Below are 25,343 nucleotides of genomic sequence, written 5' to 3' on the forward strand. Positions count from 1 at the left end.
TTTTTTTACCGCTTTCGATCGAGAAGATCGAATCGCCGATAGAGCCAAACAACACCGCCCTATCAACTCCTTCAGCACTTCGATGAACTGAAGCGCCTGACTTGCCGAAACCATCTAACTCATTGAAACTCAAGGAGTTTTCCGTTTCGACTGCGCCGGAAGTGGGGCGAATTATAGACATCCAGAATTTGCCGTCAACCGTTATTTTCACAATTGTGTCATATCAGTCAGAAAGCCCCATAAATACAGAGGCCGACGCCCAAGGGCGCCGGCCTCTTCAGTTACCAACTACAGGCTTGGAAATGCAAATTGTGAAGCTTCATGGCTGGCACGCTGCGGCCAGCGTTGGGTAATGGCCTTGCGACGCGTATAAAAACGCACCCCATCCGGACCATAAGCATGCAGGTCACCAAAGAGCGAACGCTTCCAACCGCCAAAACTGTGATAAGCAACAGGCACTGGCAATGGAACGTTGACGCCGACCATGCCGACTTCAATCTCATCACAGAACAACCGCGCCGCCTCGCCGTCTCGGGTAAAGATGCAGGTCCCGTTGCCATATTCGTGATCATTGATCAGTTGCATCGCCTCTTCCAAGCTGTTGACCCGGACGATACACAGCACTGGCCCGAAGATTTCTTCCTTATAGATGCGCATCTCAGGTGTCACGTGATCGAACAGACAGCCGCCCAGGAAAAAGCCGTCCTCGTGCCCAGCGACACTCAAGCCACGGCCATCGACAATCAATGACGCCCCCGCCGACACGCCCTCTTCTATATAGCCACTGACCTTGTCGCGGTGTTGCCCGGTAACAAGCGGCCCCATGTCCAGTCCGCACGAAGTCCCCGCACCGATCTTCAATGCCTTGATCTGCGGAACCAACTTGGCCACCAGCGCATCCGCCACCTGATCACCGACACACACTGCCACCGAAATCGCCATGCAGCGCTCACCGCACGAACCGTACGCAGCGCCCATCAAGGCGCTGACTGCATTATCCAGATCGGCGTCGGGCATCAGGACTGCATGGTTCTTCGCACCGCCCAAGGCCTGGACGCGTTTACCGCGAAGAGTCCCCTCGGCATAGATGTACTCGGCAATCGGCGTCGACCCGACAAAACTCAGCGCCTTTACTTCCGGCGCTTCAATCAACGCATCCACCGCCGCCTTGTCGCCATGGACCACGCTCAACACACCTTTGGGCAAACCGGCTTCCAGCAATAGCTGGCCAATCAGCAATGTCGAGCTCGGATCACGCTCGGACGGCTTGAGGATGAAGCAGTTGCCACAGACGATAGCCAGCGGATACATCCACAACGGCACCATCGCCGGGAAGTTGAACGGCGTGATACCTGCCACGACACCCAAGGGCTGGAAGTCTGACCAGGCATCAATGTTCGGTCCTACATTGCGACTGTATTCGCCCTTCAGGATTTCCGGCGCGGCACAGGCAAACTCAACGTTTTCGATACCACGCTTGAGCTCACCCGCGGCATCTTCCAACGTCTTGCCATGTTCTTCGCTGATCAATTGGGCGATACGCGCTTCGTTCTGCTCCAACAGTTGTTTGAAACGAAACATTACCTGGGCGCGCTTCGCCGCCGGTGTGTTGCGCCAGGCGGGGAAAGCCGCCTTGGCAACATCGATCGCCTGTTGGACAGTCGCGCGATCCGCCAGCGGAACCTTATGGATGGCTCGGCCAGTGGAGGGGTTGAACACATCGGCCGTCCGAGCGCTGTCGCTCAACAGTTCGCCATTGATCAAATGCGGGATGAGGCTCATGGGGACTCCAGGAAATTCGGTCACCGGACGCTCAACAATGAGCGTCTCTTTATAAAGAAGAAATCAGTCGATCTTGTTCAGCACTTCACCAACCGCATCGAAAAGGCGATCCAGGTCGTGCGGCTTGCTGTTGAATGTCGGCCCGAACTGCAAGGTATCGCCACCGAATCGCACATAGAACCCAGCCTTCCACAGGGCCATGCCCGCCTCGAATGGGCGTACGATCGCGTCGCCATCGCGCGGGGCGATCTGGATAGCCCCGGCCAAGCCAAAGTTGCGAATGTCGATGACGTTTTTTGAGCCCTTCAAACCATGCAAAGCTGCCTCGAAATGCGGCGCGACCTCGGCCACGCTCTGCACCAGGTTTTCCTTCTGCAACAGGTCCAGCGCCGCCAAGCCTGCCGCGCACGCCACCGGGTGCGCCGAGTAGGTATAGCCATGGGGAAATTCCACGGCATATTCGGGCGTCGGCTGGCTCATGAACGTCTGGTAGATTTCGCTGCTGGCAATCACCGCCCCCATCGGAATCGCACCGTTGGTAACTTGCTTGGCGATGCACATCACGTCCGGGGTCACGCCAAAACTGTCGGCACCGAACATCGCACCGGTACGACCGAAACCGGTGATCACTTCGTCAAACACCAGCAAGATGTTGTGCTGGTCGCAGATTTCCCGCAGCCGCTTGAGGTATCCCTCCGGCGGCACCAATACGCCGGCGGAACCGGCCATTGGCTCGACAAACACCGCGGCGATGTTGGAAGCGTCGTGCAGCTCGATCAACTTCAGCAGTTCATCGGCCAAAGCGATGCCTCCCTCCTTCGGCATGCCACGGGAATAGGCGTTGCTGGCCAGCAAGGTGTGGGGCAGATGATCGACGTCAATCATGGCTTGGCCGAACAATTTGCGATTGCCGCTGACGCCGCCCAGGCTGGTACCGGCGATGTTCACGCCGTGATAACCGCGAGCACGACCTATCATCTTGGTCTTGGTGGCCTGCCCCTTGAGGCGCCAGTAGGCGCGAACCATCTTCACTGCGGTATCAGCGCATTCGGAGCCGGAGTCGGTGAAAAACACATGGTTAAGGTTGCCCGGGGTCAGGCTGGTGATTTTTTCCGCCAACTGGAAAGACAGTGGATGGCCGTATTGGAACCCCGGCGAATAATCGAGGGTGCCCAGCTGCTTGGCGACCGCCTCTTGGATTTCCTTGCGCGTGTGTCCGGCGCCGCACGTCCACAAGCCCGACAAAGAGTCGTAGACCTTGCGCCCCTTGTCGTCGGTCAGCCAGCTACCTTCGGCGGCCACGATCAGGCGAGGATCGCGCTGAAAATTGCGATTGGCCGTGTAGGGCATCCAGTGGGCATCCAGCTTCAACTGGCTGGCCAGGGAACCGACAGCGTGTTCGGGCATGTTCATCGACAAAACCTCGCAAGACATAAGCGGACTGAATCAGAGCGTTCTTGCGACTACGTTGCCACGGCGATAAAGTCGGTGAAATCCAGCTTTTCTAACCTTCAGTCAGCGGATCACTAAACTATGAGTCTTCGTCGTTCCGATCCGCTGGCCCAGGTCAGCGACTTCGATATCCGCTTGCTGCGCATTTTCCGCAGTGTGGTGGAGTCCGGTGGGTTTTCCGCCGCCGAAACGGTGCTTGGTATCGGTCGGTCGGCTATCAGCCAGCAAATGAACGATTTGGAACAGCGCCTCGGGCTGCGCTTGTGCCAGCGTGGTCGCGCAGGTTTTTCCCTGACTGAAGAAGGCCGCGAGGTCTATCAATCGGCCCTGCAACTATTGAGCGCGTTGGAAAGCTTCCGCACCGAGGTCAACGGCCTTCACCAACATTTGCGCGGCGAACTGATCATTGGCCTGACGGACAACCTCGTCACCCTGCCGCACATGCGCATCACGCACGCCTTGGCCCAGTTGAAAGAACGCGGGCCCGACGTGCAGATCCAGATTCGCATGATTGCCCCCAATGAAGTCGAACAAGGCGTGCTAGATGGTCGCCTGCATGTCGGCGTGGTTCCCCAAGCCAGCGCCTTGTCAGGTCTCGAGTACCAGCCGCTCTACAGCGAACGTTCGCTGCTGTATTGCGCAGTGGGACATCCGCTGTTCTATGTGGATGACCAACAACTCGAAGACGCTCGCCTCAATAGCCAAGACGCCATCGCGCCAACCTTCCGCTTGCCGGCAGACATCCAGGCCCATTACCAGGCACTGAACTGCACCGCCAGCGCATCGGACCGCGAAGGCATGGCCTTTCTGATTCTCACTGGACGCTACATCGGTTATCTGCCGGATCACTATGCCAATCTCTGGGTCCAGCAAGGTCGGCTGCGCGCCCTCAAGCCCTTGGCGCGTTTCTACGATCTGAGCCTGGCATCGGTCACTCGCAAGGGTCGTCGCCCTCATCTGGTGCTGGAAAATTTTCTCGAAAGCCTGGCAGCAACACGCTGATAGTCTCCACGATACGGCTTTTATAGCGGCAACACTTGTCGGATCCTCGCCGGTGCGCTATGAACGCATTTGGCCCGCACCCACAGACCCAGCCCGGAAACGTCCATGACCTTTGAAGTTCCTGCCCATGGTGGCAAGCCGACCGGCCGCATTCGTCAACAGAACGAAGAGACCATCCTCAGGGCCGCCGAGGATGAGTTCGCCCGTCACGGTTTCAAGGGCACCAGCATGAACACGATTGCCTTGAAAGCTGGATTGCCCAAGGCAAACTTGCACTACTACTTCACCAACAAGCTCGGACTCTACGTCGCGGTGTTGAGCAACATCGTCGAGTTATGGGACAGCACGTTCAACTCCCTGACGGCCGAGGACGATCCGGCGCAGGCGTTGACCCGCTACATCCGCGCCAAGATGGAGTTCTCCAGGCGCCAGCCCCAGGCATCGCGGATTTTCGCCATGGAAGTCATCAGTGGCGGCGAATGCCTGAGTGAGCATTTCAACCAGGATTATCGCGCCTGGTTCAGGGGCCGGGCGGCTGTTTTCCAGGCTTGGATCGATGCAGGCAAAATGGACCCGGTCGATCCGGTGCACCTCATCTTCCTGTTGTGGGGCAGCACCCAGCACTACGCCGACTTCGCCACCCAGATCTGCCGCGTGACCGGTCGCAGCAAGCTGACCAAGCAAGACATGACCGACGCCGGCGACAACCTCATCCGTATCATTCTCAAAGGCTGCGGCCTGACACCTGACCTCTAGGATTACATGCCTTATACCCTCGCCGGCTTTTGTGAGTACCGTGAAGAAATCCGCAAAAGCCGTTTCATTACCCTCGCCGCCCCCATCAACAGTCCCGCCGAGGCCCAGGCCTTTATCGAACAGCACAGCGACCTCGATGCCACGCACAATTGCTGGGCATGGAAACTGGGTGATCAGTACCGCAGCAGTGACGATGGCGAACCGGGCGGCACCGCCGGGCGGCCGATCCTGGCAGCCATCCAGGCCCAGGCCTGTGACCAGGTCGTGGTGTTGGTCATCCGCTGGTACGGCGGAATCCAGTTGGGTACCGGAGGGTTGGCGCGGGCTTATGGCGGCGGCGCAAACAAATGCCTGCAAAATGCCGAAAAGATCGAGTTGATCAGCCGCGTGGCGCTGCACTGCGTTTGCGGGTTCGCGGAACTGCCCTTGGTAAAACTACGTACAGCCGAATGCGGTGGCTTGGTAAATGCCGAGCATTTCACCGCTAACGGCGTGGAACTCCAATTGGCGGTGGGTGAAGAACACATTGAAACGCTGCAGACACGACTGGCCGACCTGAGTCGCGGGCAAATACGCCTGGACCGCCAAACAACCTGATGACAGATGTCCCTCGATTTGCCCACATGCGCTGTGCACCTGCTTGTGGATAACCTGGGCGCATCACGCTGTAACCCTTCTGTCATGCGGCTTTCGGCGATTTGTACGTTTTTTATACACGCGCCTCAAGGGTCGCCGAAATATTCAGGAAAACAAATGGTTGCAGTGCTTTATCGCCTTTAGAAGAAAGCCGCACGAGGCTTATGCCCGACTGTCCAGCTTGCACACAATTACTGTGGAGCAACCTGTGGATAACCCGTTCATGGCTCCGGCTGCACCAAGAGCAGCATGGTTTGCGGCCGCTTGATCATTTTTTAATCAATCGTTACGGTGATTGAGGAAGCTTCCTTGCGATCGACTCGACGCGCTGCGTCACGATCTGAAACAACGGCTCGGTAAACGCTGTCCATTAATCCCATGACCTTTTTTTTCAAGGATGCCCTCATGAATTACGCAAAAAACGCATTGATCATCGGCGCTTCCAGGGGCTTGGGCCTGGGTTTGGTGAAGACCTTGCTCGGCGATGGCTGGAACGTCATTGCCACCGTGCGCAACCCGCAGAACGCAGACGCGTTGAAAGCGCTGGGGCGGGTGCGCATCGAAAAGCTCGACATGGACGACCAACAAGCCGTCATCGCCCTGAGCCAACAGCTCAAGGACGACACCTTTGACCTGCTGTTCATCAACGCCGGCGTCAAGGGCCCGGACAACCAGAGCCCGGGCGGCGCAACGTTGGCGGAGGTCGGCCAGTTGTTCTTCACCAACGCCGTGGCGCCGATCAACCTGGCACAGCGCTTCGTCGGGCAGATTCGCGAGGGCAGCGGAGTACTGGCTTTCATGAGCTCTGTGCTCGGCAGCGTGACCATGCCCGATGCGCCGGAACTGGCGCTGTACAAGGCAAGCAAAGCCGCCCTCAACTCGATGACCAACAGCTTTGTCAGTCAACTGGGCGAGAAATCACTGACCGTACTGTCGCTGCATCCGGGCTGGGTGAAGACGGATATGGGCGGAGAAGGCGCCGACATAGACGTCGAGACCAGCACGCGTGGGTTGATCGATCAGGTCAATGCCTTCGCCGGCAAGGGTGGGCATCACTTCGTCAATTACAGGGGCGAGACGATTCCCTGGTAAAACGCCGCTCCCACAGTAAACCTCGCTGAGCACTGGATGGGTGCCGGATAAACTGAGTAAACTGCAAACCGCGCCCTTCCAAGGGCGCCCCTGGATCAGCAGACAGGGCATCACTGAGCTGGCTAACCTGAACCCACTTTCAGAGGAGCCGGCGACCATGCCTGCGACCCGTATCTGGTTAAAAAATCCCCTCGCCGTCTTCACGGCCAACGACCTCGATGCCCGTGGCGGTCTCGTCCTGCAGGATGGTGCGATCGTCGAACTGCTCGGCCTCGGCCAGCACCCCGACCATCCCTGCGATGTTGTCTTCGACGCCCGCGAGCATGTCATCCTGCCGGGGCTGATCAACACTCACCATCATTTTTATCAGACCCTCACCCGCGCCTGGGCCCCGGTGGTCAACCAGCCACTGTTCCCTTGGCTGAAAACCCTCTACCCGGTCTGGGCACGACTGACACCGGAAAAACTGGCCCTGGCAAGCAAAGTGGCGCTGGCCGAACTGCTCTTGTCGGGCTGCACCACGGCGGCTGACCATCATTATCTGTTTCCGCAAGGCCTGGAGAATGCAATCGACGTGCAGGTTGAAAGCGTCCGCGAACTGGGCATGCGCGCAATGCTCACTCGCGGTTCCATGAGCCTGGGCGAAGCCGACGGTGGCTTGCCGCCGCAGCAGACTGTCCAGCAGGGCCAAGTGATTCTCGACGACAGTCAGCGACTGATCGCCCGTTATCACCAACGAGGCGACGGCGCGCAGATCCAGATTGCCCTGGCGCCGTGCTCACCGTTTTCGGTGACACCCGAGATCATGAGCGCCAGCGCCGAGCTCGCGGAAAAACTCGACGTACGCCTGCACACGCACCTGGCCGAAACCCTCGATGAAGAAGATTTCTGCCTGCAACGCTTCGGCCTGCGCACCGTCGATTACCTGGACAGCGTCGGCTGGCTGGGTCCGCGTACCTGGCTGGCCCATGGCATTCATTTCAATCCGGATGAAATCGTCCGTCTGGGCGCAGCCGGCACCGGTATCTGTCATTGCCCCAGTTCGAACATGCGCCTGGCCTCGGGCATTTGCCCGACACTCGACCTCACGGCCGCCGGCGCGCCACTGGGCCTGGGCGTGGACGGCTCAGCGTCCAACGATGCCTCGAACATGATCCTCGAAGCCCGCCAAGCGCTGTACATCCAACGCCTGCGCTATGGCGCGCAAGCGATCACGCCGGAACGGGTGCTGGGTTGGGCGACCCGCGGTTCGGCGCGATTGCTGGGGCGCAACGACATCGGCGAACTGGCGGTGGGCAAACAGGCCGACCTGGGGCTGTTCAAGCTCGATGAGCTGCGCTTCTCCGGCAGCCACGACCCGATCTCGGCACTGCTGCTATGTGGCGCTGATCGAGCGGATCGGGTGATGATCGCCGGCGAGTGGCGGGTGATCGACGGACAGGTCGAGGGCCTTGACCTGAACGGGTTGATTGCCGATCACAGCCAGGCGGCTCGGGAGTTGATCGCAACATCCTGATCAAACCGAAAACGAATGTGGGAGCCAGCCGGCTCCCACAGAGACTATGACAAGTCAAAGCCCCAGCAACGACAACATCACAAACGTCGCAAACAACACAAAGTGGGTCATGCCCTCGATGGCGTTGGTTTCGCCATCGTTGAGGTTGATAGCGCTGACGATCAAGGTGATGAAGATCATCACCGTCTGCACCGGCGTCATCGCCATCTGGAAAGGCTGGCCGGTATAAAGCGCCATCGCCTCCATCACCGGCACGGTCAGGATCACGGTGGACAGCGACGCTCCCAACGCGATGTTGACCACCGACTGCATGCGATTGGCCAGGGCTGCACGCAGGGCGGTGAGGATTTCCGGCGCTGCGGAGATGGCCGCCACCAGGATAGCCGTGACCACCGGCGGCGCGCCGGAGCCTTCCAGTCCCAGATCGATGGCCTTGGACATGACCTCGGCCAGCGCACCGATCACCACCACGCCAAACACCAATGCGCCGATGGAGAATGCCAGGCTGATGGGTTTCGGCTCGGTTTCCACCGGCTCCTTTTTTCGACGTTTTTCCGGGTAGTTGTAGCTGAAGAAATAACTGTGGGGGCCCACCTGCATCCGCAGGAACAAGGCATACAAGACCATCATCGCGCCGATGGTGAACGCCGAATAATGCTTCCAGTTTTCTTGGGGAATGAACTCAGGCACCACCATCGACACGCCCATCGCGGTGAGAATCATCACGCTGTAGGTGCGCGCCGAATCGTCGTTATAGACCTGCTCGCCATGCTTGAGCCCTCCCATCAACGCCGCGAGCCCGAGGATACCGTTGATGTCGAGCATGACTGCCGAATAAATCGTGTCCCGTACCAGGGTGGGCGATGCCTCGTTACTCATCATGATCGCCAGGATCACGACTTCCACCAAAACCGCCGACAAGGTCAGGATCATGGTCCCGTAGGGATCACCCACTTTTTCCGCCAGGAGTTCCGCGTGATGAGCCACGCGCATGGAGGCAGAAACGATGAAACCGATCAGCACCAACCCACTTGCCAGCGCCACGGCCCGCCCGCTGCCCAGCAGCCAATGTTCCAGCGGGTAGGCAACGAAGGCGGCTATCAGGGCCAACAACAGCAGTTTTTCTTGCTTGATCAACGAGAACATCGCGGGCCTGGCAATGGACGGGTCATGAGCTACTAGACTGTGGCAGGCCGGGAACGTTTCGTGCGGATGCAGCACTGCACAGTGGATCACCCGGTCAGGTTTTACCCGACATCGGCGCCTACCCCCTGTAGAATGCCCGCCATTGATTCGCTGATGAGAAAAAGACATGTACGACTGGCTGAATGCCTTGCCCAAGGCCGAACTGCATCTGCACCTGGAAGGCTCGCTGGAGCCGGAGCTGCTGTTTGCCCTGGCCGAACGCAACAAGATCGCCCTGCCTTGGAGCGACGTGGAGACCCTGCGCAAGGCCTATGCCTTCAACAACTTGCAGGAGTTTCTCGACCTGTATTACCAGGGCGCCGATGTGCTGCGCACGTCCCAGGATTTCTACGACCTGACCTGGGCCTACCTGCTGCGCTGCAAGGCGCAGAACGTGATCCACACCGAGCCATTCTTCGATCCGCAGACCCACACCGATCGCGGCATTCCATTCGAAGTGGTGCTCAACGGCATTGCCGCCGCCCTCAAGGACGGCGAGCAGCAACTGGGCATCACCAGCGGCCTGATCCTGAGTTTCCTGCGCCATCTGAGCGAAGAACAGGCCGAGAAAACCCTCGACCAGGCGTTACCGTTCCGTGACGCGTTCGTGGCCGTGGGCCTGGACAGTTCGGAGATGGGCCATCCACCGAGCAAGTTCCAGCGAGTGTTCGATCGCGCTCGTAACGAAGGTTTCCTGACTGTCGCCCACGCTGGCGAGGAAGGCCCGCCCGAATACATCTGGGAAGCGTTGGACCTGCTGAAGATCCAGCGCATCGACCACGGCGTGCGGGCTATCGAAGACGAGCGGCTGATGCAGCGGATCATCGACGAGCAGATTCCGCTGACGGTGTGCCCGCTGTCCAATACCAAGCTGTGCGTGTTCGACGACATGTCGCAGCACAACATCCTCGACATGCTTGAACGCGGCGTGAAGGTCACGGTGAACTCCGATGACCCGGCGTATTTTGGCGGTTATGTCACCGAGAACTTCCATGCGCTGCACACTCACCTGGGCATGACCCAGGACCAGGCCAAGCGGCTGGCGCAGAACAGCCTGGATGCGCGACTCGTAAAACCTTAAGCCTGGCGTTCATCCCCTGTGGGAGCGAGCAGGCTCCCACAGGGGATCGTGTTCAATCCGCTACTGCGCCTTCGCTCAACTCCTCCAGCGTCTTGCCCCGCGTTTCCATTCCGAACAGCCAGACTACCCCCGCCGCCACGGCAAAGCACAGCGCACCCAGGGCAAACACACCGCCCTGCCCGGTGATGGGAAATACCAGCCCGGTCACCAAGGGCCCAAGCAGCGAACCGATGCGACCAACCGCCGAGGCAAAGCCCGATCCCGTGGCCCGCGCCGAGGTCGGATACAGCTCCGGCGTGTAGGTATAGAGCACCGCCCACATGCCGAACAGGAAGAACTGCATCAACAGTCCGGTGCCGATCAGCAGGCTGACGTTGCCACCAAACACCGCGCTCTGGCCATACAGGAAAGCCATGACCCCGCCGCCCAACAGCGTGATGATGCACACCGGCTTGCGTCCCCAGCGCTCAACCAGCCACGCCGCCATCAGGAAACCGGGGATCCCGCCCAGGGAAATGACCACGGTGTAGTAGACCGATTGCGTCACCGCGAAGCCCGATTGCTGCAACAACGCGCTGAGCCAGGACGTCAGGCCATAGAACCCGAGCAGGGCAAAAAACCAGACGCTCCAGATCATCACGGTGCGCTGGCGGTACAACGGTGACCAAATCTGCGCCAAGGCCGAGAAAAAATTGCCAGGGACAGTCGCCAGCCTCGGCAGGCGAATCGGCTCGGGCAAATCCCGCGTCCCCAACGAAGCCCGGACCTTGTCTTCGATCCGCTTGAGTACGGCATCCGCTTCATCGCCCCGACCGGCCTGTTCCAGCCAACGCGGCGATTCCGGAATGAAGAAACGGATCACCAGGACGAACACCGCCGGCACCGCCAATACCAGGAAGATGTCACGCCAGCCGATCACCGGCAGCAGGAAATACGACAGCACGCCCGCCGCCACGAAGCCCAGCGGCCAGAAGCCGTCCATCAAGGCGATGTAGCGTCCGCGGCGCTTGGCTGGAATAAGTTCGGAAAGCATCGACTGGGCGATCGGAAACTCCATGCCCATGCCGACGCCCAGCAGGATGCGAAACAACGTCAATGTCTCGATGTCCTGCGCGGTGGAACACAGGTAACTGGCCAGCCCCCACAGTACGATGCTCCATTGGAACACCGGTTTGCGTCCAAACCGATCGGCCAACATGCCCGACAGCGAGGCGCCCACCACCATGCCAAAGAAGCTGGAACTGGCCAGCAGCCCCGCCTGGGTCGAGCTCAGGCCGAACTCGGTTTTGATCGACCCCAGCAGGAACGTCATCATGGCGAGGTCCATGGAGTCGAAGAAAAACGCCAAGGCAATGATGATGAATATGACCCGGTGATAGCCGCTGATAGGCAATCGCTCCAGTCGTTCCGCAGCGCTGTAAACGTGAGTGTCCATTTGCATTCCCCAATCCGAAAGAACCCTGGACCGAGTGTGCGCGAACCTCGCCGGCGGTTATTGCTGATTGCGACCTGCCAACAGCCCTAGAGCGCCATTTCCAGGGTGTCCTGCCTGGCGAACCGATGGATTTCCTGCTGGCCGAGGGTGGTCACCTGCAGGGCCCTTGAATCATTTGGCAAGCTCAGCCAACCCGATTGCATGAACAATTGCAGCAACGCCGCCCCCAGCGCGCCTCCCAGGTGCGGCCGCCGCTCGCTCCAATCGGGACAAGGGCAAGCGATGCGCGCATTGCGATGAGCCAACGCCTGGATGAACAGGCCGTGCCCAGCCAATTGATTGGCGCCCTTATGGGAGACGATCACCCGTTGCTCAAGCTGTTCGAGCCACCCGGCATCCAGCAATCGCTGATAAAGATCAGCCGCCAGGGTCCCGCCCAAATGGTCATCGCAAAGCCTGGCGCGCATCAACGACGCCGGTGCCGTCGGCGCCTTGGTTGGCATGAGGCCGCGCTTGAAAACGTCTGGGATCTGCCGAGGCGTGCTGGCGAGGGTTGCGCTCGCCAACGCCTCGACGGCAGCGCCGATCTCGGGGGCCGCCAGGCGGAAAAACCGCTTGCGACCGCGGATCTCGACTTTCAACAGGCCACCTGTGGACAACCGCCCCAGATGGGCATTGGCCGAAGAGGGCGAAAGCCCGGCCAGCAAAGCCAATTCATCGGCCTGTCGGGCCGTACCATCCATCAAGGCCCACATCATTGCGCTACGCTTTGGGTCGGCCAGCAGCGTGGCAATCTGGCTGATGCAAGGTGCATGTTCCATGTATTCACTCCCTGTTGAATCATCTGTCTACTGCTTTGGGGCATATTGACCCGTGAGAAGGTGCCGCCCAAAGCGGCTGACCGCCTGGAAGACCGGCATGCCCATCCGGACGTCGCTCGTGTCGAGGCAAATGGCGGTTACCCCATTTGCCGTCGTGCCCGTTTCAGCGTCGACACAGGCGGCCGCTAGTATAAGCGTGCGGATCACGCTTTCCTGTCCTCCAGAAACCTTTGGAGGCGATTGTTCCTGAGGGAAAAATCTCTATTTGCACGCGACTAATGGTCATTATCAAAAAAACACTGAAAGAGCCTGTTGGTTTAGCCACTTTTACCCCGTCACCAAATAGCCAAACATGGGCGCCATCGTCCCCACTCACGGAGCCGCTTCATGAAAGCCATTGCCTATTACCAATCACTGCCCATCAACGATCCACAATCGCTTCAAGACATTGAGTTGCCGGAGCCCGTCGCGGGGCCGAAGGACCTGTTGGTGGAGGTCAGGGCCATCTCGGTCAACCCCGTCGACACCAAGGTCCGCCAGAATGTGCAGCCCGAAGGCGGCGCCGCCAAAGTGCTGGGCTGGGACGTGGCCGGCGTGGTCAAGGCCGTGGGCAACGAAGTCACACTGTTCAAGGCTGGCGACAAGGTGTTCTACGCCGGTTCCATCGCCAGGGCCGGCGGCAACAGCGAATTGCATGTGGTTGATGAGCGTATCGTCGGCCACATGCCCAAGACCCTCGGTTTCGCCGAAGCCGCCGCACTGCCGCTGACGGCCATCACCGCTTGGGAATTGTTGTTCGACCGATTGCAGATAAAAGAAAGCCAGGCCGACCTGGGCCAGACCCTGCTCATCGTCGGCGCCGCCGGGGGCGTGGGTTCGATCCTTACGCAACTGGCCAGCCAGCTGACTGGCCTCAAGGTCATCGGCACCGCTTCCCGACCGCAGACAGCGGATTGGGTACGTGGCCTGGGTGCTGACCTGGTGGTCGATCACAGCCAGCCGCTGAGTGAAGTACTCAAGAAGGCCGGTCAGGCCCAAGTGACCCACGTGGCCAGCCTGACCCAGACCGACCAGCATCTGGACCAGTTGGTCGAAGCCTTGGCACCCCAAGGCAAGTTGGCCCTGATCGATGATCCGAAATCCCTGGACGTGACCAAGCTCAAGCGCAAGAGCCTGTCGTTGCACTGGGAGTTCATGTACACCCGCTCTCTATTCGAGACAGTCGACATGCTTGAACAGCACAAACTGCTCAATCGTGTGGCCGGGCTGATTGACGCAGGCACCTTGAAAACGACGGTCGGCGAACACTTCGGCGTCATCAACGCCGAAAACCTGCGTCGGGCCCACGCATTGCTTGAAAGTGGGAAGGCCAAGGGTAAGATCGTGCTGGAAGGATTCTGACTGTTCCAGGCCGTCGCCCCTCAGACAATCCCGTGACGGGGGAGCTCGCTCCCTCGCCACCCAAGCCTGCACCGTCAGTCCGACAATTGACCGTTGTCACAACCGCGCCCGTATTCCGGTCTACACTCGAGGCCTTTGCAACGCAGTCTTTTACACGAGGAGGTCAGCAATGAAGATCCTGATAAAAGAAGTGGCAAAATCCCAGTGGCAAGTGCGCCTTGACCAGCATGTCGTGACCTTTCGCACCGAGGCCGAAGCCCAGGCTTTCGCCAATACCCTGCAAGCGCGCATCCGAGCGCCCCATCACTTTCCCGAACACCAGCAGCGCGCGGCCGGCTGACTCAATTTCGCTGACCCGCCTGGGCAAGCGCCAACGCGTTTTGCAAACGGCGAGTCAGCATTGCCGCGCCGACCACCAACAATCCGCAAAGACTGATGACAATCGCCATCGGCACCGCCGTGCCGTCATGTAGCGCGGCCACCAATGCGGCGGCACCCGCAGCGACGGAAAACTGCAGGCAGCCCAACATGGCCGAGGCACTCCCCGCCCGGGCGCCCTGCCCGTTCATGGCGCAAGCCGACGCATTGGGGAGGATGCAGCCCAGGCTGGCGATGCAGATGAACAACGGGATCAGCAACGGCCACAGCCGCTCCGGCTGGAAGGCGCTGACGGCCAACAGACTCAGCCCGGCAATCCAGTAGACCCAGACCGCGCGGGCCAGCAAGAAAGCCGGGCCGCGCTTGGACAACAATCGCGCGTTGACCTGCGCTACCAGGATGAAACCTGCCGCGTTGGTTCCGAACAACCAGCCGAAGTGCTCGGCGGGCACGCCGTAGAGCTTGATAAATACAAACGGCGAGCCGGCGATGTAGGCAAACATCCCGGCGATCGCGATGCCTCCTGTCAGGGCGTGGCCAAGGTAAACCGAGTCTTTTAGAAGACGACCGTATTGGCGCAGTGCGCCGGACAGCGGTTGGCGGGGCACATGGTCGGGCAGGCTTTCCGGCAACCACAAGGCAACCGCCGTTGCCGCGAGCGCACTGAACAGCGTCAGGCCAATGAAAATCGATTGCCAACCATAGAGGTTCACCAGCAAGCCGCCGAGCATCGGCGCAAGGATCGGCGCCAGGCCCATCACCAGCATCAACTGCGAGAACACCTTGGCCGAGCCCACCGCGTCGCATTTGTCGCTGACCACCGCCCGGGAAATCACCATCCCCGCGCATCCGCCCAACGCCTGCACGAAGCGCGCACCGATCAGCCATTCGAGGCTTGGCGCATAGGCGCAGGCCAGCGATGCCACGGTGAACAAGGCGACGCCCGTCAGCAGCGGGACACGTCGTCCGAAGCGATCCGCCACGGGCCCGTAGGCCAGTTGGCCGAGAGACAACCCCAGGAAATAGGCCGCCAGGGTCAGTTGGATATGTTTTTCATCGGTGCCGAAAGCGATTGCCATCGCCGGGAACGCCGGCAGATAAAAATCGATCGCCAAGGGACCGAAAGCGCTCAAGGCGCCAAGAATCAGAATGGTACGGAGGTTCATCAGGCGTCCAGCTCAGCGTCAGTCGGCAGCCCGACAGTCTAGCCGGGCTGGACGCTCTTGAACATTCCGATAGGTCGCTAACGATTAAAAACGTTCAGGCGGGGCTGGCTTCGTAGCCCTCCTCCCTGATTGCCTCGATCAGCGCCTCCTTCGGCAAGGTGCTCTGGACTTGGACGGTCCCGGCGCCCAGGTTCACTTGCACCTGAGCCCCTGGGTCCTTGGCCTGCACAGCCTGGGTAACGGCCTTTACGCAATGACCACAGGACATCCCTTGAACGTTGAAGGTTTGCATGAAATGACTCCTTGGAAATGAGGTTGCCCGCAGTTTCAAGCTTGCCATCATGGCAAGGTCAAGTTTTCGCAAAAACTGCCGGGCTGGCAATCGGCGTCGTGCTCGGCCAAGCTGCACCTATCAGGATTTCATACCGGAGGTTCAGCCATGCGCTGGTCAGCGTTCAGCCTGTTTTGCATGCTCGGTCTTTCAGCAGTGGCCCCCCAGGCATCGGCTGCCGGCGAAGACTATGGCGTCTTGATCATTTCCCGGGAGCGTCTGGAGGTACCGACCAGTTGCGAAATAGGCGTCTACATCCAGGACCAGTTATCTGGCAGGTTATTCCAGGAGCAAAGCACCTCGTTCAACCTGCCACCCGGTCGGATTTCCTTGCGCCTGAAACTGCTGCCAGGCCAGGCCGCAGGTTGCGCCCCGGGCATGCTCGCTCCAGGATCGCAGGACATCACCCTCAAGGCTGGCGATGTTGTGAAGTACCGCATCGCGGCGAATGAGCAAGGCATGTACCTCAAGCAGGCCGATCTCGGTTACTGACGCCCTGCGAACCCATGTGGGAACGAGCCTGTTCGCGAAGAGGCCGGTCAGTCCGGCACCTTCATCGGCTATGACACCGCTTTCGCGAGCAGGCGCGCTCCGGTAGAACGCAGGGGTCTTCGCAAACTTCTGAACTGGCGCTTGACCTTGCCAACATGGGAAGGTTGATCCTGTGGTCATCCACTACAGGGAGCCTGCACATGTCTGAATCCACCACTTTCGATCTGCCGATCTCCGGCATGACCTGCGCCAGCTGTGCCGGTCGGGTCGAGCGAGCCCTGAGCAAGGTCCCCGGCGCCAGCGCCGTCAGCGTCAACCTGGCGACGGAACAGGCGCGGGTCCAGGCACCGGAAGGCAGCCTGCCGGCCTTGATGGAGGCGGTCGAGCAAGCAGGCTATAGCGTTCCCGCACAGACCCTGGAATTGAACATCGAGGGCATGACCTGCGCCTCCTGCGTCGGTCGGGTCGAACGAGCGCTGAGTAAAGTCCCAGGCGTGAATCGCGCCAGCGTCAACCTGGCCAATGAACGGGCTCATGTCGAGTTGCTGGGCCAGATCGATCCGCAAATGCTCATCGACGCCGTCAAGCGTGCCGGCTACGACGCCAGTGTCAGGCAGGCCGAGCAACCTCAAAAAACCCAAGACGAGCGCCTGAACCGAGAGCGCCTGGCTCTGATACTGGCGATTGTGCTGGCGCTGCCCTTGGTATTGCCGATGGTATTGCAGCCGCTTGGCGTGCACTGGATGCTGCCGGCCTGGGTGCAGTTCGCGTTGGCGACACCTGTGCAATTCATCTTCGGTGCGCGTTTCTACGTTGCGGCTTTTAAAGCTGTCCGCGCCGGGGCCGGGAATATGGACCTGCTCGTCGCCCTGGGAACCAGTGCCGGTTATGGCCTGAGCCTCTATCAGTGGGCAATTGCCCAGCCCGGCAGCATGCCGCATTTGTACTTCGAAGCCTCGGCCGTGGTGATTGCCCTGGTATTGCTCGGCAAATACCTGGAAAGCCGTGCCAAGCGACAAACCGCCAGTGCCATCCGCGCCCTCGAAGCCTTGCGACCGGAGCGGGCAATCCAAGTGATTGACGGCAAGGAACAGGACGTTGCCATCAGCGCGCTGCGTGTGAATGACTGGGTGCTGGTCAAGCCCGGCGAGCGATTCCCGGTGGACGGTGAAGTGATCGAAGGCCAAAGCCATGCCGACGAGGCGCTGATCAGCGGCGAAAGCCTGCCCGTGCCCAAGCAACCCGGCGACAAGGTCACGGGCGGGGCGATCAACGGCGAAGGTCGTTTGCTGGTGCGCACCCAGGCCCTCGGCGCCGAGACGGTCCTGGCGCGCATCATTCGCCTGGTGGAAGACGCCCAGGCGGCCAAGGCCCCCATTCAAAAACTGGTGGATAAAGTCAGCCAGATTTTCGTACCGGTCGTATTGCTCCTGGCTGTCGCCACGCTGATTGGCTGGTGGCTCTACGGCGCACCATTGGAAACCGCACTTATCAACGCCGTTGCCGTGCTGGTGATCGCGTGCCCGTGCGCCCTGGGCCTGGCGAAACCGACGGCGATCATGGCCGGCACCGGCGTGGCCGCACGCCACGGCATTCTGATCAAGGATGCCGAGGCACTGGAGCGTGCCCATGAAGTCGACACGGTGGTGTTCGACAAGACCGGAACCCTGACCTCCGGCACGCCGCGCATTGCTCACTTGGCCGCGCTCGATGGCGACGAAGATGGGCTGCTGAGAATGGCCGGCGCCCTGCAACGGGGCAGCGAGCACCCGCTCGCCAAAGCGGTGCTGGACGCCTGCACCGAGCGCGACCTGGACGTAGCGGATATCAGCGACAGCCAGTCCCTCACCGGGCGCGGCATCGCCGGCACCCTCGACGGACGCCGCCTCGCGCTGGGCAATCGGCGTTTGCTGGAAGAGCTCGGGCTAGGCCCCGACTCGCTGGCCGAGTCGGCGCTGGCCTGGGAAACCGAAGGCCGGACGGTATCCTGGCTGATCGAACAAGCCTCGACACCTCGGGTCCTGGGCCTGTTTGCCTTCGGCGATACTCTCAAGCCGGGTGCCCTGGCGGCGGTGGAAGCCTTGAATCACCGCCGTATCGCCAGCCATCTGCTCACCGGCGATAACCGAGGCAGCGCCCGGGTTGTGGCCCACGCTCTGGGTATCACCAACGTCCACGCCGAAGTATTGCCGGCCGACAAGTCCGCCATCGTCGAGCAATTGAAAAGTCATTCGGTGGTGGCAATGGTCGGCGACGGTATCAACGACGCTCCAGCCCTGGCCGCCGCCGACATCGGCATTGCCATGGGCGGCGGCACCGATGTGGCGATGCACGCCGCCGGTATCACGTTGATGCGCGGCGACCCGCGCCTGGTGCCGGCAGCGCTGGACATCAGCCGCAAGACTTACGCCAAGATCCGCCAGAATCTGTTCTGGGCCTTCGTCTATAACCTGATCGGTATCCCCCTCGCCGCGTTCGGTTTACTCAACCCGGTACTGGCCGGCGCGGCCATGGCGCTGTCGAGCGTCAGCGTGGTCAGCAACGCATTACTGTTGAAGTTCTGGAAGCCTGCAGACCTGGAGGACAAGCGATGAACATCGGCCAAGCGGCCCGCCAGAGCGGCCTTAGCGCGAAGATGATCCGGTATTACGAATCCATCGGTCTGCTCAAGGCCGCCCATCGCACCGACAGCGGCTACCGGATCTACGGCACCGATGACCTGCACACGCTGGCGTTCATCAAGCGCTCCCGGGACCTGGGGTTTTCCTTGGAGGAGGTCAGCAAACTGTTGACGCTGTGGCAGGACCGTCAACGCGCCAGCGCCGATGTGAAGACCCTGGCCAAGCAACACATCGATGAACTGAACCAGAAGATCCGCGAACTGGCCGAGCTGCGCGATACCCTCCAGGACCTGGTGGAACACTGCCAGGGCGACCACCGTCCCGACTGCCCGATCCTCAAGGAGTTGGAATCGGGGTGCTGCAAGGATTGATGCTCCTTGAGGGAGCACCGATAAAAAACCCGGCCTGGGCCGGGTTTCTGGGTCAACCGATCATTGCATCCAAGGCGGAGGCGGCTCCTCGGTCTTGCCTGGCGGCGCATCGTCGGCGGCGCGCACAGCCTGGCGTCGTTCTTCATCCAGCCGCGCGGCCTCGATCTCTCGCATGATCCCGCCAACATCCGCCAGCTCTTCTGGCTCGTCGAACTCACCGGTCAACACGCTGCCCGGGTGCAACGTGCCGGCTTCATAGAGCGCCCACATTTCCTTGGCGTACCGGGTGCGCTTGAGCTCAGGGGCGAAACGGCCAAAGTAGGACGCCATGTTGCCGACATCCCGCTCCAACATACTGAAGGCGTGGTTGTTGCCGGCGGCATCCACCGCTTGCGGCAAATCGATGATGACCGGGCCTGTCGGCGTGAGCAGCACGTTGAACTCCGACAGGTCACCGTGCACCAGGCCGGTACAGAGCATCAGTACGATCTGGGAAATCAGATAGGCGTGATATTCACGGGCCTGATCCGGCTCCAGCACGACGTCGTTCAGGCGCGGCGCTGCATCGCCGTATTCATCGGCCACCAGCTCCATCAGCAGCACGCCTTCAAGGAAGTCGTACGGCTTGGGCACTCGCACACCGGCGTTGGCCAAGCGGAACAGCGCGGCCACCTCGGCATTCTGCCAGGCGTCTTCCGTTTCCTTGCGTCCGAACTTCGAACCTTTCGCCATGGCGCGGGCCTGACGGCTGTTACGAACCTTGCGACCTTCCTGGTATTCGGCCGCCTGGCGAAAACTTCGCTTGTTCGCCTCCTTGTAGACCTTGGCGCAACGCAGCTCATTGCCGCAGCGCACCACATAGACAGCTGCTTCTTTACCACTCATGAGTGGGCGCAGCACCTCGTCGACCAGACCGTCTTCGATCAGGGGTTCAATGCGTTTTGGAGTCTTCATCAGCTTTTATTCTGGGTCCTTTATTACCAAACACGCGAATGACAGGTCGTTATACGGCAATCCTCTCCTCACGGGGAGGGGTTGCGACCTATGAAGCCGCAATGCACACACTGTGCCGGATCAGCTCAACCCCGCCAAATCATAGCCGCCCCCCGTCCTGATGCGGATCATTGGATGGGCATGTATTTGCGACAAAAGCTGACAATGACTCAGTGCTTGAATAATTCGCCTGGGGTGAAACCGAACAATCCCTTGAATGCGGCGATGAAAGCGGACGTCGACTCATAGCCACAGGAAAGCGCCGCGCCGGTCACGCTGTCGCCTCTTTCCAGCGATCCCAAGGAGGACAGCAGCCGCATGCGCTGGCGCCACGCACGAAAGCTCAGGCCGGTTTCGCGCAGGAACAATCGCATCAGGGTTTTCTCCGACATGCCCAAGCGCTCTGCCCAGGCTTGCAAGGTCACATTGCCCTCGGGCTGTTCGATCAGTTCGTTGCACAGCGCCAACAAGCGGGCATGTCGCGGCAGCGGAAGGGAAAACCCCACCTCGGGCAACGCGGCCAACTGGTCCAGCAACACCTGCACCAGGCGCGCCTCCTGGGTATCACCTTGTGGATAGGTGACGGGAAACTGACAGAAGACCTTGATCAGCTCCCGCGCCAACGGTGTGACCTCCAAGACCCGGCAGCGCTCGCCTGCCCACAGGCAAGCCTGGCGATGCACATAAAGGCTGCGCATTTCCGCCCGGGTGGACGTCACCACTTGGTGCTCGACGTCGGCCGGGATCCAAATGCCCCGTTGCGGCGGCGCAAAGAAACTGCCCTCGGCGGTATGCACGCCGAGCACTCCGCTGATGGCATAGGAAAATTGCACCCAATCGTGTCGATGAGCCTGGGTCCACGAACCCGCGTCCAAGCTTTCGACCCGGGCATAAAGTGGCCGGGGCAGCTCCGTCAGGTCAGGAATGCGCCGTTCAAGCTGTTGATGTCCGTTTGTCGGCATTGATTGGCCTTATGTCGCAAGACGACTGTTTAAAGCGACGTTAGGCTAAGTCGACTTCTCATACAACTTGCGGTGCCCCATGCACATCTTCAGACACCTCAAACGCCTGGTGACCGACTGGTTCCTGTGCGGCATGTTGCTTGCCACCCTGCTGGCGTACTTCTTTCCCCGCTTCGGCGCCACGGGCGGCGCGATGCATGCCGAGTGGGTGGTCAATATCGGCATCTTCGTGGTGTTCTTCCTCCACGGGATCAACCTGTCCGGCGAGCAGATCCGCCATGGCTTGAAGAACGTCCGGCTGCATTTGATGGTGCAGGGTTTTACCTTCGTCGTGTTTCCATTGATCTGGCTGGCCAGTGACTGGCTGTTGGGCAGCCATGTCCCGCCGCTATTGATGCTGGGCTTTTTCTACCTGTGCGCCCTGCCCTCGACCATTTCTTCATCGGTGGCCCTGACAGGCAGCGCGGGCGGTAACGTGCCGGCGGCGATTCTCAACGCGAGCCTGTCCAGTGTGTTGGGGATTTTCCTGACGCCATTGCTGCTCAGCTTCGTGGTCGGCAGCGGTGCCGGTGGCATCGACCTGGGCTCGACCCTTCTCGATCTGTGCCTGATGTTGCTGCTGCCCTTGGTGCTTGGGCAGTTCCTGCGGCGCTGGCTGGGCGCTTTTTTCGCCCGATACAAGCGCTACACCAGCATCATCGACAAACTGGTCATCCTGCTGCTGGTCTACGCGGCGTTCTGCAACTCGATGGTTTCCGGGATCTGGCGCGAACAAGGCAATGGCGTGTTGCTCAGCGCCGTGCTCGGCAGCGCCGTGCTGTTGGCGATCATCCTGTGGCTGACCACCCGCACCGCTCGCGCCCTGCGGTTCAGCAATCCGGATGAAATCGCCGCGGTATTCTGCGCGAGCAAAAAATCCTTGGCCGCCGGGGTGCCGATGGCAGCGTTGATCTTCGGCAACAACCCAGGCCTGGGACTGATCCTGCTGCCGATCATGATCTACCACCCCTTGCAACTGATCGTCTGTTCGATCCTCGCCGAACGCTACGCCAGCCGCCAGCGAGCCCAGGCCGCGTCCAAGCGCGAGGCGATGGTCAGCGCTCGATGATGGCCGTCACACCTTGGCCAGCCGCCGCGCAGATGGAAATCAGCCCTCGGCCCCTCCCGGCCGCATCCAACAGTTTGGCCAGGTTGGCGACGATGCGCCCGCCAGTCGCGGCAAATGGATGTCCGGCGGCCAGTGAGCTGCCTTTCACGTTCAACCGGCTGCGGTCGAGGGGGCCCAGCGGCGTGTCGAGCCCCAGGCGGGACTTGCAGTAGTCCGGGTCTTCCCAGGCCTTCAACGTGCACAACACTTGGGCGGCGAACGCCTCGTGGATTTCGTAGTAATCGAAATCCTGCAACGTCAGGCCGTTGCGTGCCAACAAGCGCGGCACGGCGTAGACCGGCGCCATCAGCAGGCCCTCGGCGCCATTGACGAAATCCACCGCCGCCGTTTCACCGTCACGCAGGTAGGCCAGGATCGGCAGCCCGCGGGCCTTGGCCCACTCTTCGCTGCCCAACAGTACGAGCGAGGCACCGTCGGTGAGCGGCGTGGAATTGCCTGCTGTCAGGGTGCCCTTGGCGCTTTTTTCAAAAGCGGGCTTGAGGGACGCGAGCTTTTCCAGGGTCAGGTCTGGGCGCAGGTTGTTGTCGCGGGTCAGGCCCAGGAACGGCGTCATCAAATCGTTGTGCCAGCCTTCGGCATAGGAAGCGGCCATTTTCTGATGACTTTCCAGCGCCAGGCGGTCCTGTTCGTCCCGGGGGATCTGCCAGGCCTGCGCCATCAGCTCACAATGTTCGCCCATGCTCAGGCCCGTTCGCGGTTCGTTGATGCGCGGCAGGTCGGGGACCAGGTGCCGGGGACGCAGTTGCAGGAAGGCCTTGAGCTTATCGGCGGTGGTCCTGGAGCGATTGGCTTGCAGCAGAATCCTGCGCAGCCCTTCGTTGACGCCGATGGGCGCGTCGGACGTAGTGTCCACGCCGCCGGCGATGGCGCTGTCGATCTGGCCCAGGGCGATCTTGTTCGCCACCAGCAGCACGGTCTCTAACCCGGTGCCGCACGCTTGCTGCACGTCATAGGCCGGGGTGCTGGGCGACAGTCGCGAGCCGAGCACGCATTCGCGTGTCAGGTTCATGTCCCGGGAAAACTTGAGCACCGCCCCTGCGGCCATTTCCCCGATGTGCACACCGTGCAGGTTGTAGCGCTCGATCAAGCCTTCGAGCGCAGCCGTCAGCATCGCCTGGTTGCTGGCGGTGGCATAGGGCCCGTTGGAACGGGCGAATGGAATGCGGTTACCACCGATGATCGCGACGCGGCGTAGCTGTGCCATGAAAAACTCCCCTGTATGCGCGAATGTGCGAAATAAGCCTGCTGTAACGTGCCCCAGCCACAAGCTTAGGCTTTATCCGGGCGATCGAACGACCGATTGCCAAACATGGTCCACACTTGGAACCTCATCAGCCGGAGTGTGTTCCATGTCAGACCGATACATAGACTTCGCCAATTCGCCCATTGGCCTGCGTCTGGTTGGCGCGCTGGGCTTGCCCTCGCCGGTGCGCCTGGAACGCTGGCAAGCCGGGCGGCTAAGGCCAATCGAAGGCGCGTTGCTGTTGGGCGGTGGCCCGTTGACCGAACAGGTCGGCACGTTCGCCAAGCGCCTGACCGACGCCATTTTCATCTACGGTGGCGAACCGACGCTGGCGGCCGAATGGATCCCCGGCCACGGCCCGAAAATCAAGGCGGTGGTCTACGACGCCAGCCACTTGGTGCAGGTCGACCAGCTCAAGCAATTGCGCGAATTTTTCCAGCCGCTCATGAAGAACCTCGACCACAGTGCCCATGTCGTGATCCTCGGCCGCGCCCCGGAAAACCTCGGCGATCCGTTTGCCGCCAGCGCGCAGCGGGCGCTGGAAGGCTTCAGCCGGTCGCTGGCCAAGGAACTGCGCCATGGCGGGACGCTGCAGTTGCTCTATGTCGGTGACGGTGCCGACGCGCAGTTGGAGGGCGCCCTGCGGTTTTTCCTGTCGCCCAAGAGTGCCTACGTTTCCGGACAGGTTATCCGCCTCAAGGCCTGCGAGACCCAGGTCCAGGATTGGACGCGACCGCTCACCGGGCTCAAGGCGCTGGTGACCGGCGCCGCCCGCGGCATCGGCGCGTCCATCGCCGAAACTCTCGCCCGTGACGGTGCCGATGTGATCCTGCTGGACGTCCCGCAGGCCAAGGCCGACCTGGACGCCCTGGCCGCACGCCTGAGCGGGCGCAGCGTGACGCTGGACATCTGCGCCGAAGATGCCGCCGCGCAACTGATCGAACACCTGCCCGACGGCGTCGATATCGTGGTGCACAACGCCGGCATCACTCGGGACAAGACCCTCGCCAACATGACGCCCGAGTTCTGGGACGCGGTGCTGGCGGTCAACCTCAACGCGCCGCAGGTGCTGACCAAGGCCCTGCTCGACAGCGGCACCCTGCGGGACAACGGCCGGATCGTGTTGCTGGCTTCCATCAGCGGCATCGCCGGCAATCGCGGCCAGACCAACTACGCCGCGAGCAAGGCCGGGCTGATCGGCCTTGCCCAGGCTTGGGCGCCCAGCCTGGAAGCGCGGGGAATCAGCATCAACGCGGTGGCGCCGGGCTTTATCGAGACACGCATGACCGCCGACATTCCCTTCGCCCTGCGAGAAGCCGGGCGCCGCATGAGTTCGCTGGGCCAGGGCGGCTTGCCCCAGGATGTCGCCGAAGCCGTGGCGTGGCTCGCGCAACCAGGCACCGGCGCCGTGACCGGGCAGGCACTGCGCGTCTGCGGGCAAAGCTTGTTGGGAGCATGA

The 25,343-nt window shown here is 60.9% G+C and carries 23 protein-coding genes; 13 read left to right on the forward strand and 10 right to left on the reverse strand.

Features of this window, described 5'->3' with window-relative positions; all coding sequences use genetic code 11:
• Positions 1-288: 288 nt before the first annotated feature.
• Together JZ00_RS22860 and aptA are read right to left on the reverse strand one after the other, a co-directional pair.
• On the reverse strand, positions 289-1,782 hold the full coding sequence (locus tag JZ00_RS22860) for a CoA-acylating methylmalonate-semialdehyde dehydrogenase (protein WP_039593564.1): 1,494 nt from the start codon (positions 1,780-1,782) through the stop codon (positions 289-291).
• A 63-nt stretch (positions 1,783-1,845) separates the two neighbouring features.
• Positions 1,846-3,195 (reverse strand): omega-aminotransferase AptA, encoded by a 1,350-nt coding sequence (gene aptA, locus JZ00_RS22865; RefSeq protein WP_039593563.1) that lies wholly within the window; start codon positions 3,193-3,195, stop codon positions 1,846-1,848.
• Positions 3,196-3,315: 120 nt separating this feature from the next.
• On the opposite strand from aptA, the gene JZ00_RS22870 reads away from it, so the two are divergent.
• From JZ00_RS22870 to JZ00_RS22890, 5 genes are all read left to right on the forward strand, one after another.
• A complete protein-coding gene (locus JZ00_RS22870) occupies positions 3,316-4,236 on the forward strand; it encodes a LysR family transcriptional regulator (RefSeq protein ID WP_039593562.1) in 921 nt (306 codons plus the stop codon).
• Between the two features lie 105 nt (positions 4,237-4,341).
• A complete protein-coding gene (locus JZ00_RS22875) occupies positions 4,342-4,992 on the forward strand; it encodes a TetR/AcrR family transcriptional regulator (RefSeq protein WP_039593561.1) in 651 nt (216 codons plus the stop codon).
• Between the two features lie 6 nt (positions 4,993-4,998).
• Positions 4,999-5,589: an IMPACT family protein gene (locus tag JZ00_RS22880; RefSeq protein ID WP_039593560.1), complete on the forward strand. Its 591-nt coding sequence runs from the start codon at positions 4,999-5,001 to the stop codon at positions 5,587-5,589.
• Between the two features lie 444 nt (positions 5,590-6,033).
• Positions 6,034-6,720: an SDR family oxidoreductase gene (locus tag JZ00_RS22885; protein ID WP_039593559.1), complete on the forward strand. Its 687-nt coding sequence runs from the start codon at positions 6,034-6,036 to the stop codon at positions 6,718-6,720.
• A gap of 157 nt (positions 6,721-6,877) precedes the next feature.
• The gene (locus JZ00_RS22890; protein WP_039593558.1) at positions 6,878-8,236 is read left to right on the forward strand and encodes an 8-oxoguanine deaminase; all 1,359 of its coding nucleotides are present in this window, start codon (positions 6,878-6,880) and stop codon (positions 8,234-8,236) included.
• A gap of 54 nt (positions 8,237-8,290) precedes the next feature.
• Here the strand turns inward: JZ00_RS22890 and JZ00_RS22895 are convergent, their stop codons facing one another.
• Entirely contained in the window at positions 8,291-9,382 is a 1,092-nt protein-coding gene (locus JZ00_RS22895; protein WP_039593557.1) for a calcium:cation antiporter, read from the reverse strand.
• A gap of 166 nt (positions 9,383-9,548) precedes the next feature.
• Between JZ00_RS22895 and JZ00_RS22900 the strand changes: the two genes are divergently transcribed.
• Entirely contained in the window at positions 9,549-10,502 is a 954-nt protein-coding gene (locus JZ00_RS22900) for an adenosine deaminase (RefSeq protein ID WP_039593556.1), read from the forward strand.
• Between the two features lie 52 nt (positions 10,503-10,554).
• Here JZ00_RS22900 and JZ00_RS22905 read toward each other — a convergent pair whose 3' ends face one another.
• Both JZ00_RS22905 and JZ00_RS22910 read right to left on the reverse strand, forming a co-directional pair.
• Positions 10,555-11,937, reverse strand: a complete 1,383-nt coding sequence (locus JZ00_RS22905) for an MFS transporter (protein ID WP_039593569.1) — start codon at positions 11,935-11,937, stop codon at positions 10,555-10,557.
• A gap of 86 nt (positions 11,938-12,023) precedes the next feature.
• Complete coding sequence (locus tag JZ00_RS22910; RefSeq protein ID WP_039593555.1) at positions 12,024-12,758, reverse strand: ArsR/SmtB family transcription factor; 735 nt, start codon at positions 12,756-12,758, stop codon at positions 12,024-12,026.
• Between the two features lie 387 nt (positions 12,759-13,145).
• Between JZ00_RS22910 and JZ00_RS22920 the strand changes: the two genes are divergently transcribed.
• The gene (locus JZ00_RS22920) at positions 13,146-14,159 is read left to right on the forward strand and encodes a zinc-binding alcohol dehydrogenase family protein (RefSeq protein ID WP_039593553.1); all 1,014 of its coding nucleotides are present in this window, start codon (positions 13,146-13,148) and stop codon (positions 14,157-14,159) included.
• A gap of 169 nt (positions 14,160-14,328) precedes the next feature.
• A complete protein-coding gene (locus JZ00_RS31265) occupies positions 14,329-14,499 on the forward strand; it encodes a hypothetical protein (RefSeq protein ID WP_196304742.1) in 171 nt (56 codons plus the stop codon).
• 1 nt (position 14,500) lies between these two features.
• Here the strand turns inward: JZ00_RS31265 and JZ00_RS22925 are convergent, their stop codons facing one another.
• Together JZ00_RS22925 and JZ00_RS22930 are read right to left on the reverse strand one after the other, a co-directional pair.
• Complete coding sequence (locus tag JZ00_RS22925) at positions 14,501-15,703, reverse strand: multidrug effflux MFS transporter (protein ID WP_039593552.1); 1,203 nt, start codon at positions 15,701-15,703, stop codon at positions 14,501-14,503.
• A gap of 94 nt (positions 15,704-15,797) precedes the next feature.
• A complete protein-coding gene (locus tag JZ00_RS22930) occupies positions 15,798-15,995 on the reverse strand; it encodes a heavy-metal-associated domain-containing protein (protein WP_039593551.1) in 198 nt (65 codons plus the stop codon).
• A 147-nt stretch (positions 15,996-16,142) separates the two neighbouring features.
• On the opposite strand from JZ00_RS22930, the gene JZ00_RS22935 reads away from it, so the two are divergent.
• From JZ00_RS22935 to cueR, 3 genes are all read left to right on the forward strand, one after another.
• Positions 16,143-16,526 carry a hypothetical protein gene (locus tag JZ00_RS22935; RefSeq protein ID WP_039593550.1) on the forward strand — a complete coding sequence of 128 codons (384 nt, stop codon included), beginning with the start codon at positions 16,143-16,145 and terminating at the stop codon, positions 16,524-16,526.
• 200 nt (positions 16,527-16,726) lie between these two features.
• Positions 16,727-19,120 carry a heavy metal translocating P-type ATPase gene (locus tag JZ00_RS22940; protein WP_039593549.1) on the forward strand — a complete coding sequence of 798 codons (2,394 nt, stop codon included), beginning with the start codon at positions 16,727-16,729 and terminating at the stop codon, positions 19,118-19,120.
• The gene (cueR, locus tag JZ00_RS22945) at positions 19,117-19,518 is read left to right on the forward strand and encodes a Cu(I)-responsive transcriptional regulator (protein ID WP_039593548.1); all 402 of its coding nucleotides are present in this window, start codon (positions 19,117-19,119) and stop codon (positions 19,516-19,518) included. Before JZ00_RS22940 ends, cueR begins: the two co-directional genes overlap by 4 nt.
• Before the next feature lie 60 nt (positions 19,519-19,578).
• On the opposite strand, the gene JZ00_RS22950 is transcribed toward cueR, so the two are convergent.
• Positions 19,579-20,472: a PA4780 family RIO1-like protein kinase gene (locus JZ00_RS22950; RefSeq protein WP_039593547.1), complete on the reverse strand. Its 894-nt coding sequence runs from the start codon at positions 20,470-20,472 to the stop codon at positions 19,579-19,581.
• 209 nt (positions 20,473-20,681) lie between these two features.
• Positions 20,682-21,473, reverse strand: coding sequence for an AraC family transcriptional regulator (locus tag JZ00_RS22955; RefSeq protein ID WP_039593546.1), 792 nt, complete (start codon positions 21,471-21,473; stop codon positions 20,682-20,684).
• Between the two features lie 79 nt (positions 21,474-21,552).
• Between JZ00_RS22955 and JZ00_RS22960 the strand changes: the two genes are divergently transcribed.
• Positions 21,553-22,581: a bile acid:sodium symporter family protein gene (locus tag JZ00_RS22960; RefSeq protein ID WP_039593545.1), complete on the forward strand. Its 1,029-nt coding sequence runs from the start codon at positions 21,553-21,555 to the stop codon at positions 22,579-22,581.
• On the opposite strand, the gene JZ00_RS22965 is transcribed toward JZ00_RS22960, so the two are convergent.
• On the reverse strand, positions 22,568-23,845 hold the full coding sequence (locus tag JZ00_RS22965) for an acetyl-CoA C-acetyltransferase (protein ID WP_039593544.1): 1,278 nt from the start codon (positions 23,843-23,845) through the stop codon (positions 22,568-22,570). The two genes, JZ00_RS22960 and JZ00_RS22965, sit on opposite strands and share 14 nt — an antisense overlap.
• Before the next feature lie 145 nt (positions 23,846-23,990).
• Between JZ00_RS22965 and JZ00_RS22970 the strand changes: the two genes are divergently transcribed.
• Positions 23,991-25,343, forward strand: coding sequence for a 3-oxoacyl-ACP reductase (locus JZ00_RS22970; protein ID WP_039593543.1), 1,353 nt, complete (start codon positions 23,991-23,993; stop codon positions 25,341-25,343).

The organism is Pseudomonas frederiksbergensis, assembly GCF_000802155.2.
GTDB classification, from domain to species: Bacteria; Pseudomonadota; Gammaproteobacteria; order Pseudomonadales; family Pseudomonadaceae; genus Aquipseudomonas; species Aquipseudomonas frederiksbergensis_A.

Excerpts from the sequence above, each read along its gene's own strand:
- JZ00_RS22860 (WP_039593564.1), bottom strand. The coding sequence starts at position 1,782 with ATGAGCCTCATCCCGCATTTGATCAATGGCGAACTGTTGAGCGACAGC.
- aptA (WP_039593563.1), bottom strand. The coding sequence starts at position 3,195 with ATGAACATGCCCGAACACGCTGTCGGTTCCCTGGCCAGCCAGTTGAAG.
- JZ00_RS22870 (WP_039593562.1), top strand. The coding sequence starts at position 3,316 with ATGAGTCTTCGTCGTTCCGATCCGCTGGCCCAGGTCAGCGACTTCGAT.
- JZ00_RS22875 (WP_039593561.1), top strand. The coding sequence starts at position 4,342 with ATGACCTTTGAAGTTCCTGCCCATGGTGGCAAGCCGACCGGCCGCATT.
- JZ00_RS22880 (WP_039593560.1), top strand. The coding sequence starts at position 4,999 with ATGCCTTATACCCTCGCCGGCTTTTGTGAGTACCGTGAAGAAATCCGC.
- JZ00_RS22885 (WP_039593559.1), top strand. The coding sequence starts at position 6,034 with ATGAATTACGCAAAAAACGCATTGATCATCGGCGCTTCCAGGGGCTTG.
- JZ00_RS22890 (WP_039593558.1), top strand. The coding sequence starts at position 6,878 with ATGCCTGCGACCCGTATCTGGTTAAAAAATCCCCTCGCCGTCTTCACG.
- JZ00_RS22895 (WP_039593557.1), bottom strand. The coding sequence starts at position 9,382 with ATGTTCTCGTTGATCAAGCAAGAAAAACTGCTGTTGTTGGCCCTGATA.
- JZ00_RS22900 (WP_039593556.1), top strand. The coding sequence starts at position 9,549 with ATGTACGACTGGCTGAATGCCTTGCCCAAGGCCGAACTGCATCTGCAC.
- JZ00_RS22905 (WP_039593569.1), bottom strand. The coding sequence starts at position 11,937 with ATGGACACTCACGTTTACAGCGCTGCGGAACGACTGGAGCGATTGCCT.
- JZ00_RS22910 (WP_039593555.1), bottom strand. The coding sequence starts at position 12,758 with ATGGAACATGCACCTTGCATCAGCCAGATTGCCACGCTGCTGGCCGAC.
- JZ00_RS22920 (WP_039593553.1), top strand. The coding sequence starts at position 13,146 with ATGAAAGCCATTGCCTATTACCAATCACTGCCCATCAACGATCCACAA.
- JZ00_RS31265 (WP_196304742.1), top strand. The coding sequence starts at position 14,329 with ATGAAGATCCTGATAAAAGAAGTGGCAAAATCCCAGTGGCAAGTGCGC.
- JZ00_RS22925 (WP_039593552.1), bottom strand. The coding sequence starts at position 15,703 with ATGAACCTCCGTACCATTCTGATTCTTGGCGCCTTGAGCGCTTTCGGT.
- JZ00_RS22930 (WP_039593551.1), bottom strand. The coding sequence starts at position 15,995 with ATGCAAACCTTCAACGTTCAAGGGATGTCCTGTGGTCATTGCGTAAAG.
- JZ00_RS22935 (WP_039593550.1), top strand. The coding sequence starts at position 16,143 with ATGCGCTGGTCAGCGTTCAGCCTGTTTTGCATGCTCGGTCTTTCAGCA.
- JZ00_RS22940 (WP_039593549.1), top strand. The coding sequence starts at position 16,727 with ATGTCTGAATCCACCACTTTCGATCTGCCGATCTCCGGCATGACCTGC.
- cueR (WP_039593548.1), top strand. The coding sequence starts at position 19,117 with ATGAACATCGGCCAAGCGGCCCGCCAGAGCGGCCTTAGCGCGAAGATG.
- JZ00_RS22950 (WP_039593547.1), bottom strand. The coding sequence starts at position 20,472 with ATGAAGACTCCAAAACGCATTGAACCCCTGATCGAAGACGGTCTGGTC.
- JZ00_RS22955 (WP_039593546.1), bottom strand. The coding sequence starts at position 21,473 with ATGCCGACAAACGGACATCAACAGCTTGAACGGCGCATTCCTGACCTG.
- JZ00_RS22960 (WP_039593545.1), top strand. The coding sequence starts at position 21,553 with ATGCACATCTTCAGACACCTCAAACGCCTGGTGACCGACTGGTTCCTG.
- JZ00_RS22965 (WP_039593544.1), bottom strand. The coding sequence starts at position 23,845 with ATGGCACAGCTACGCCGCGTCGCGATCATCGGTGGTAACCGCATTCCA.
- JZ00_RS22970 (WP_039593543.1), top strand. The coding sequence starts at position 23,991 with ATGTCAGACCGATACATAGACTTCGCCAATTCGCCCATTGGCCTGCGT.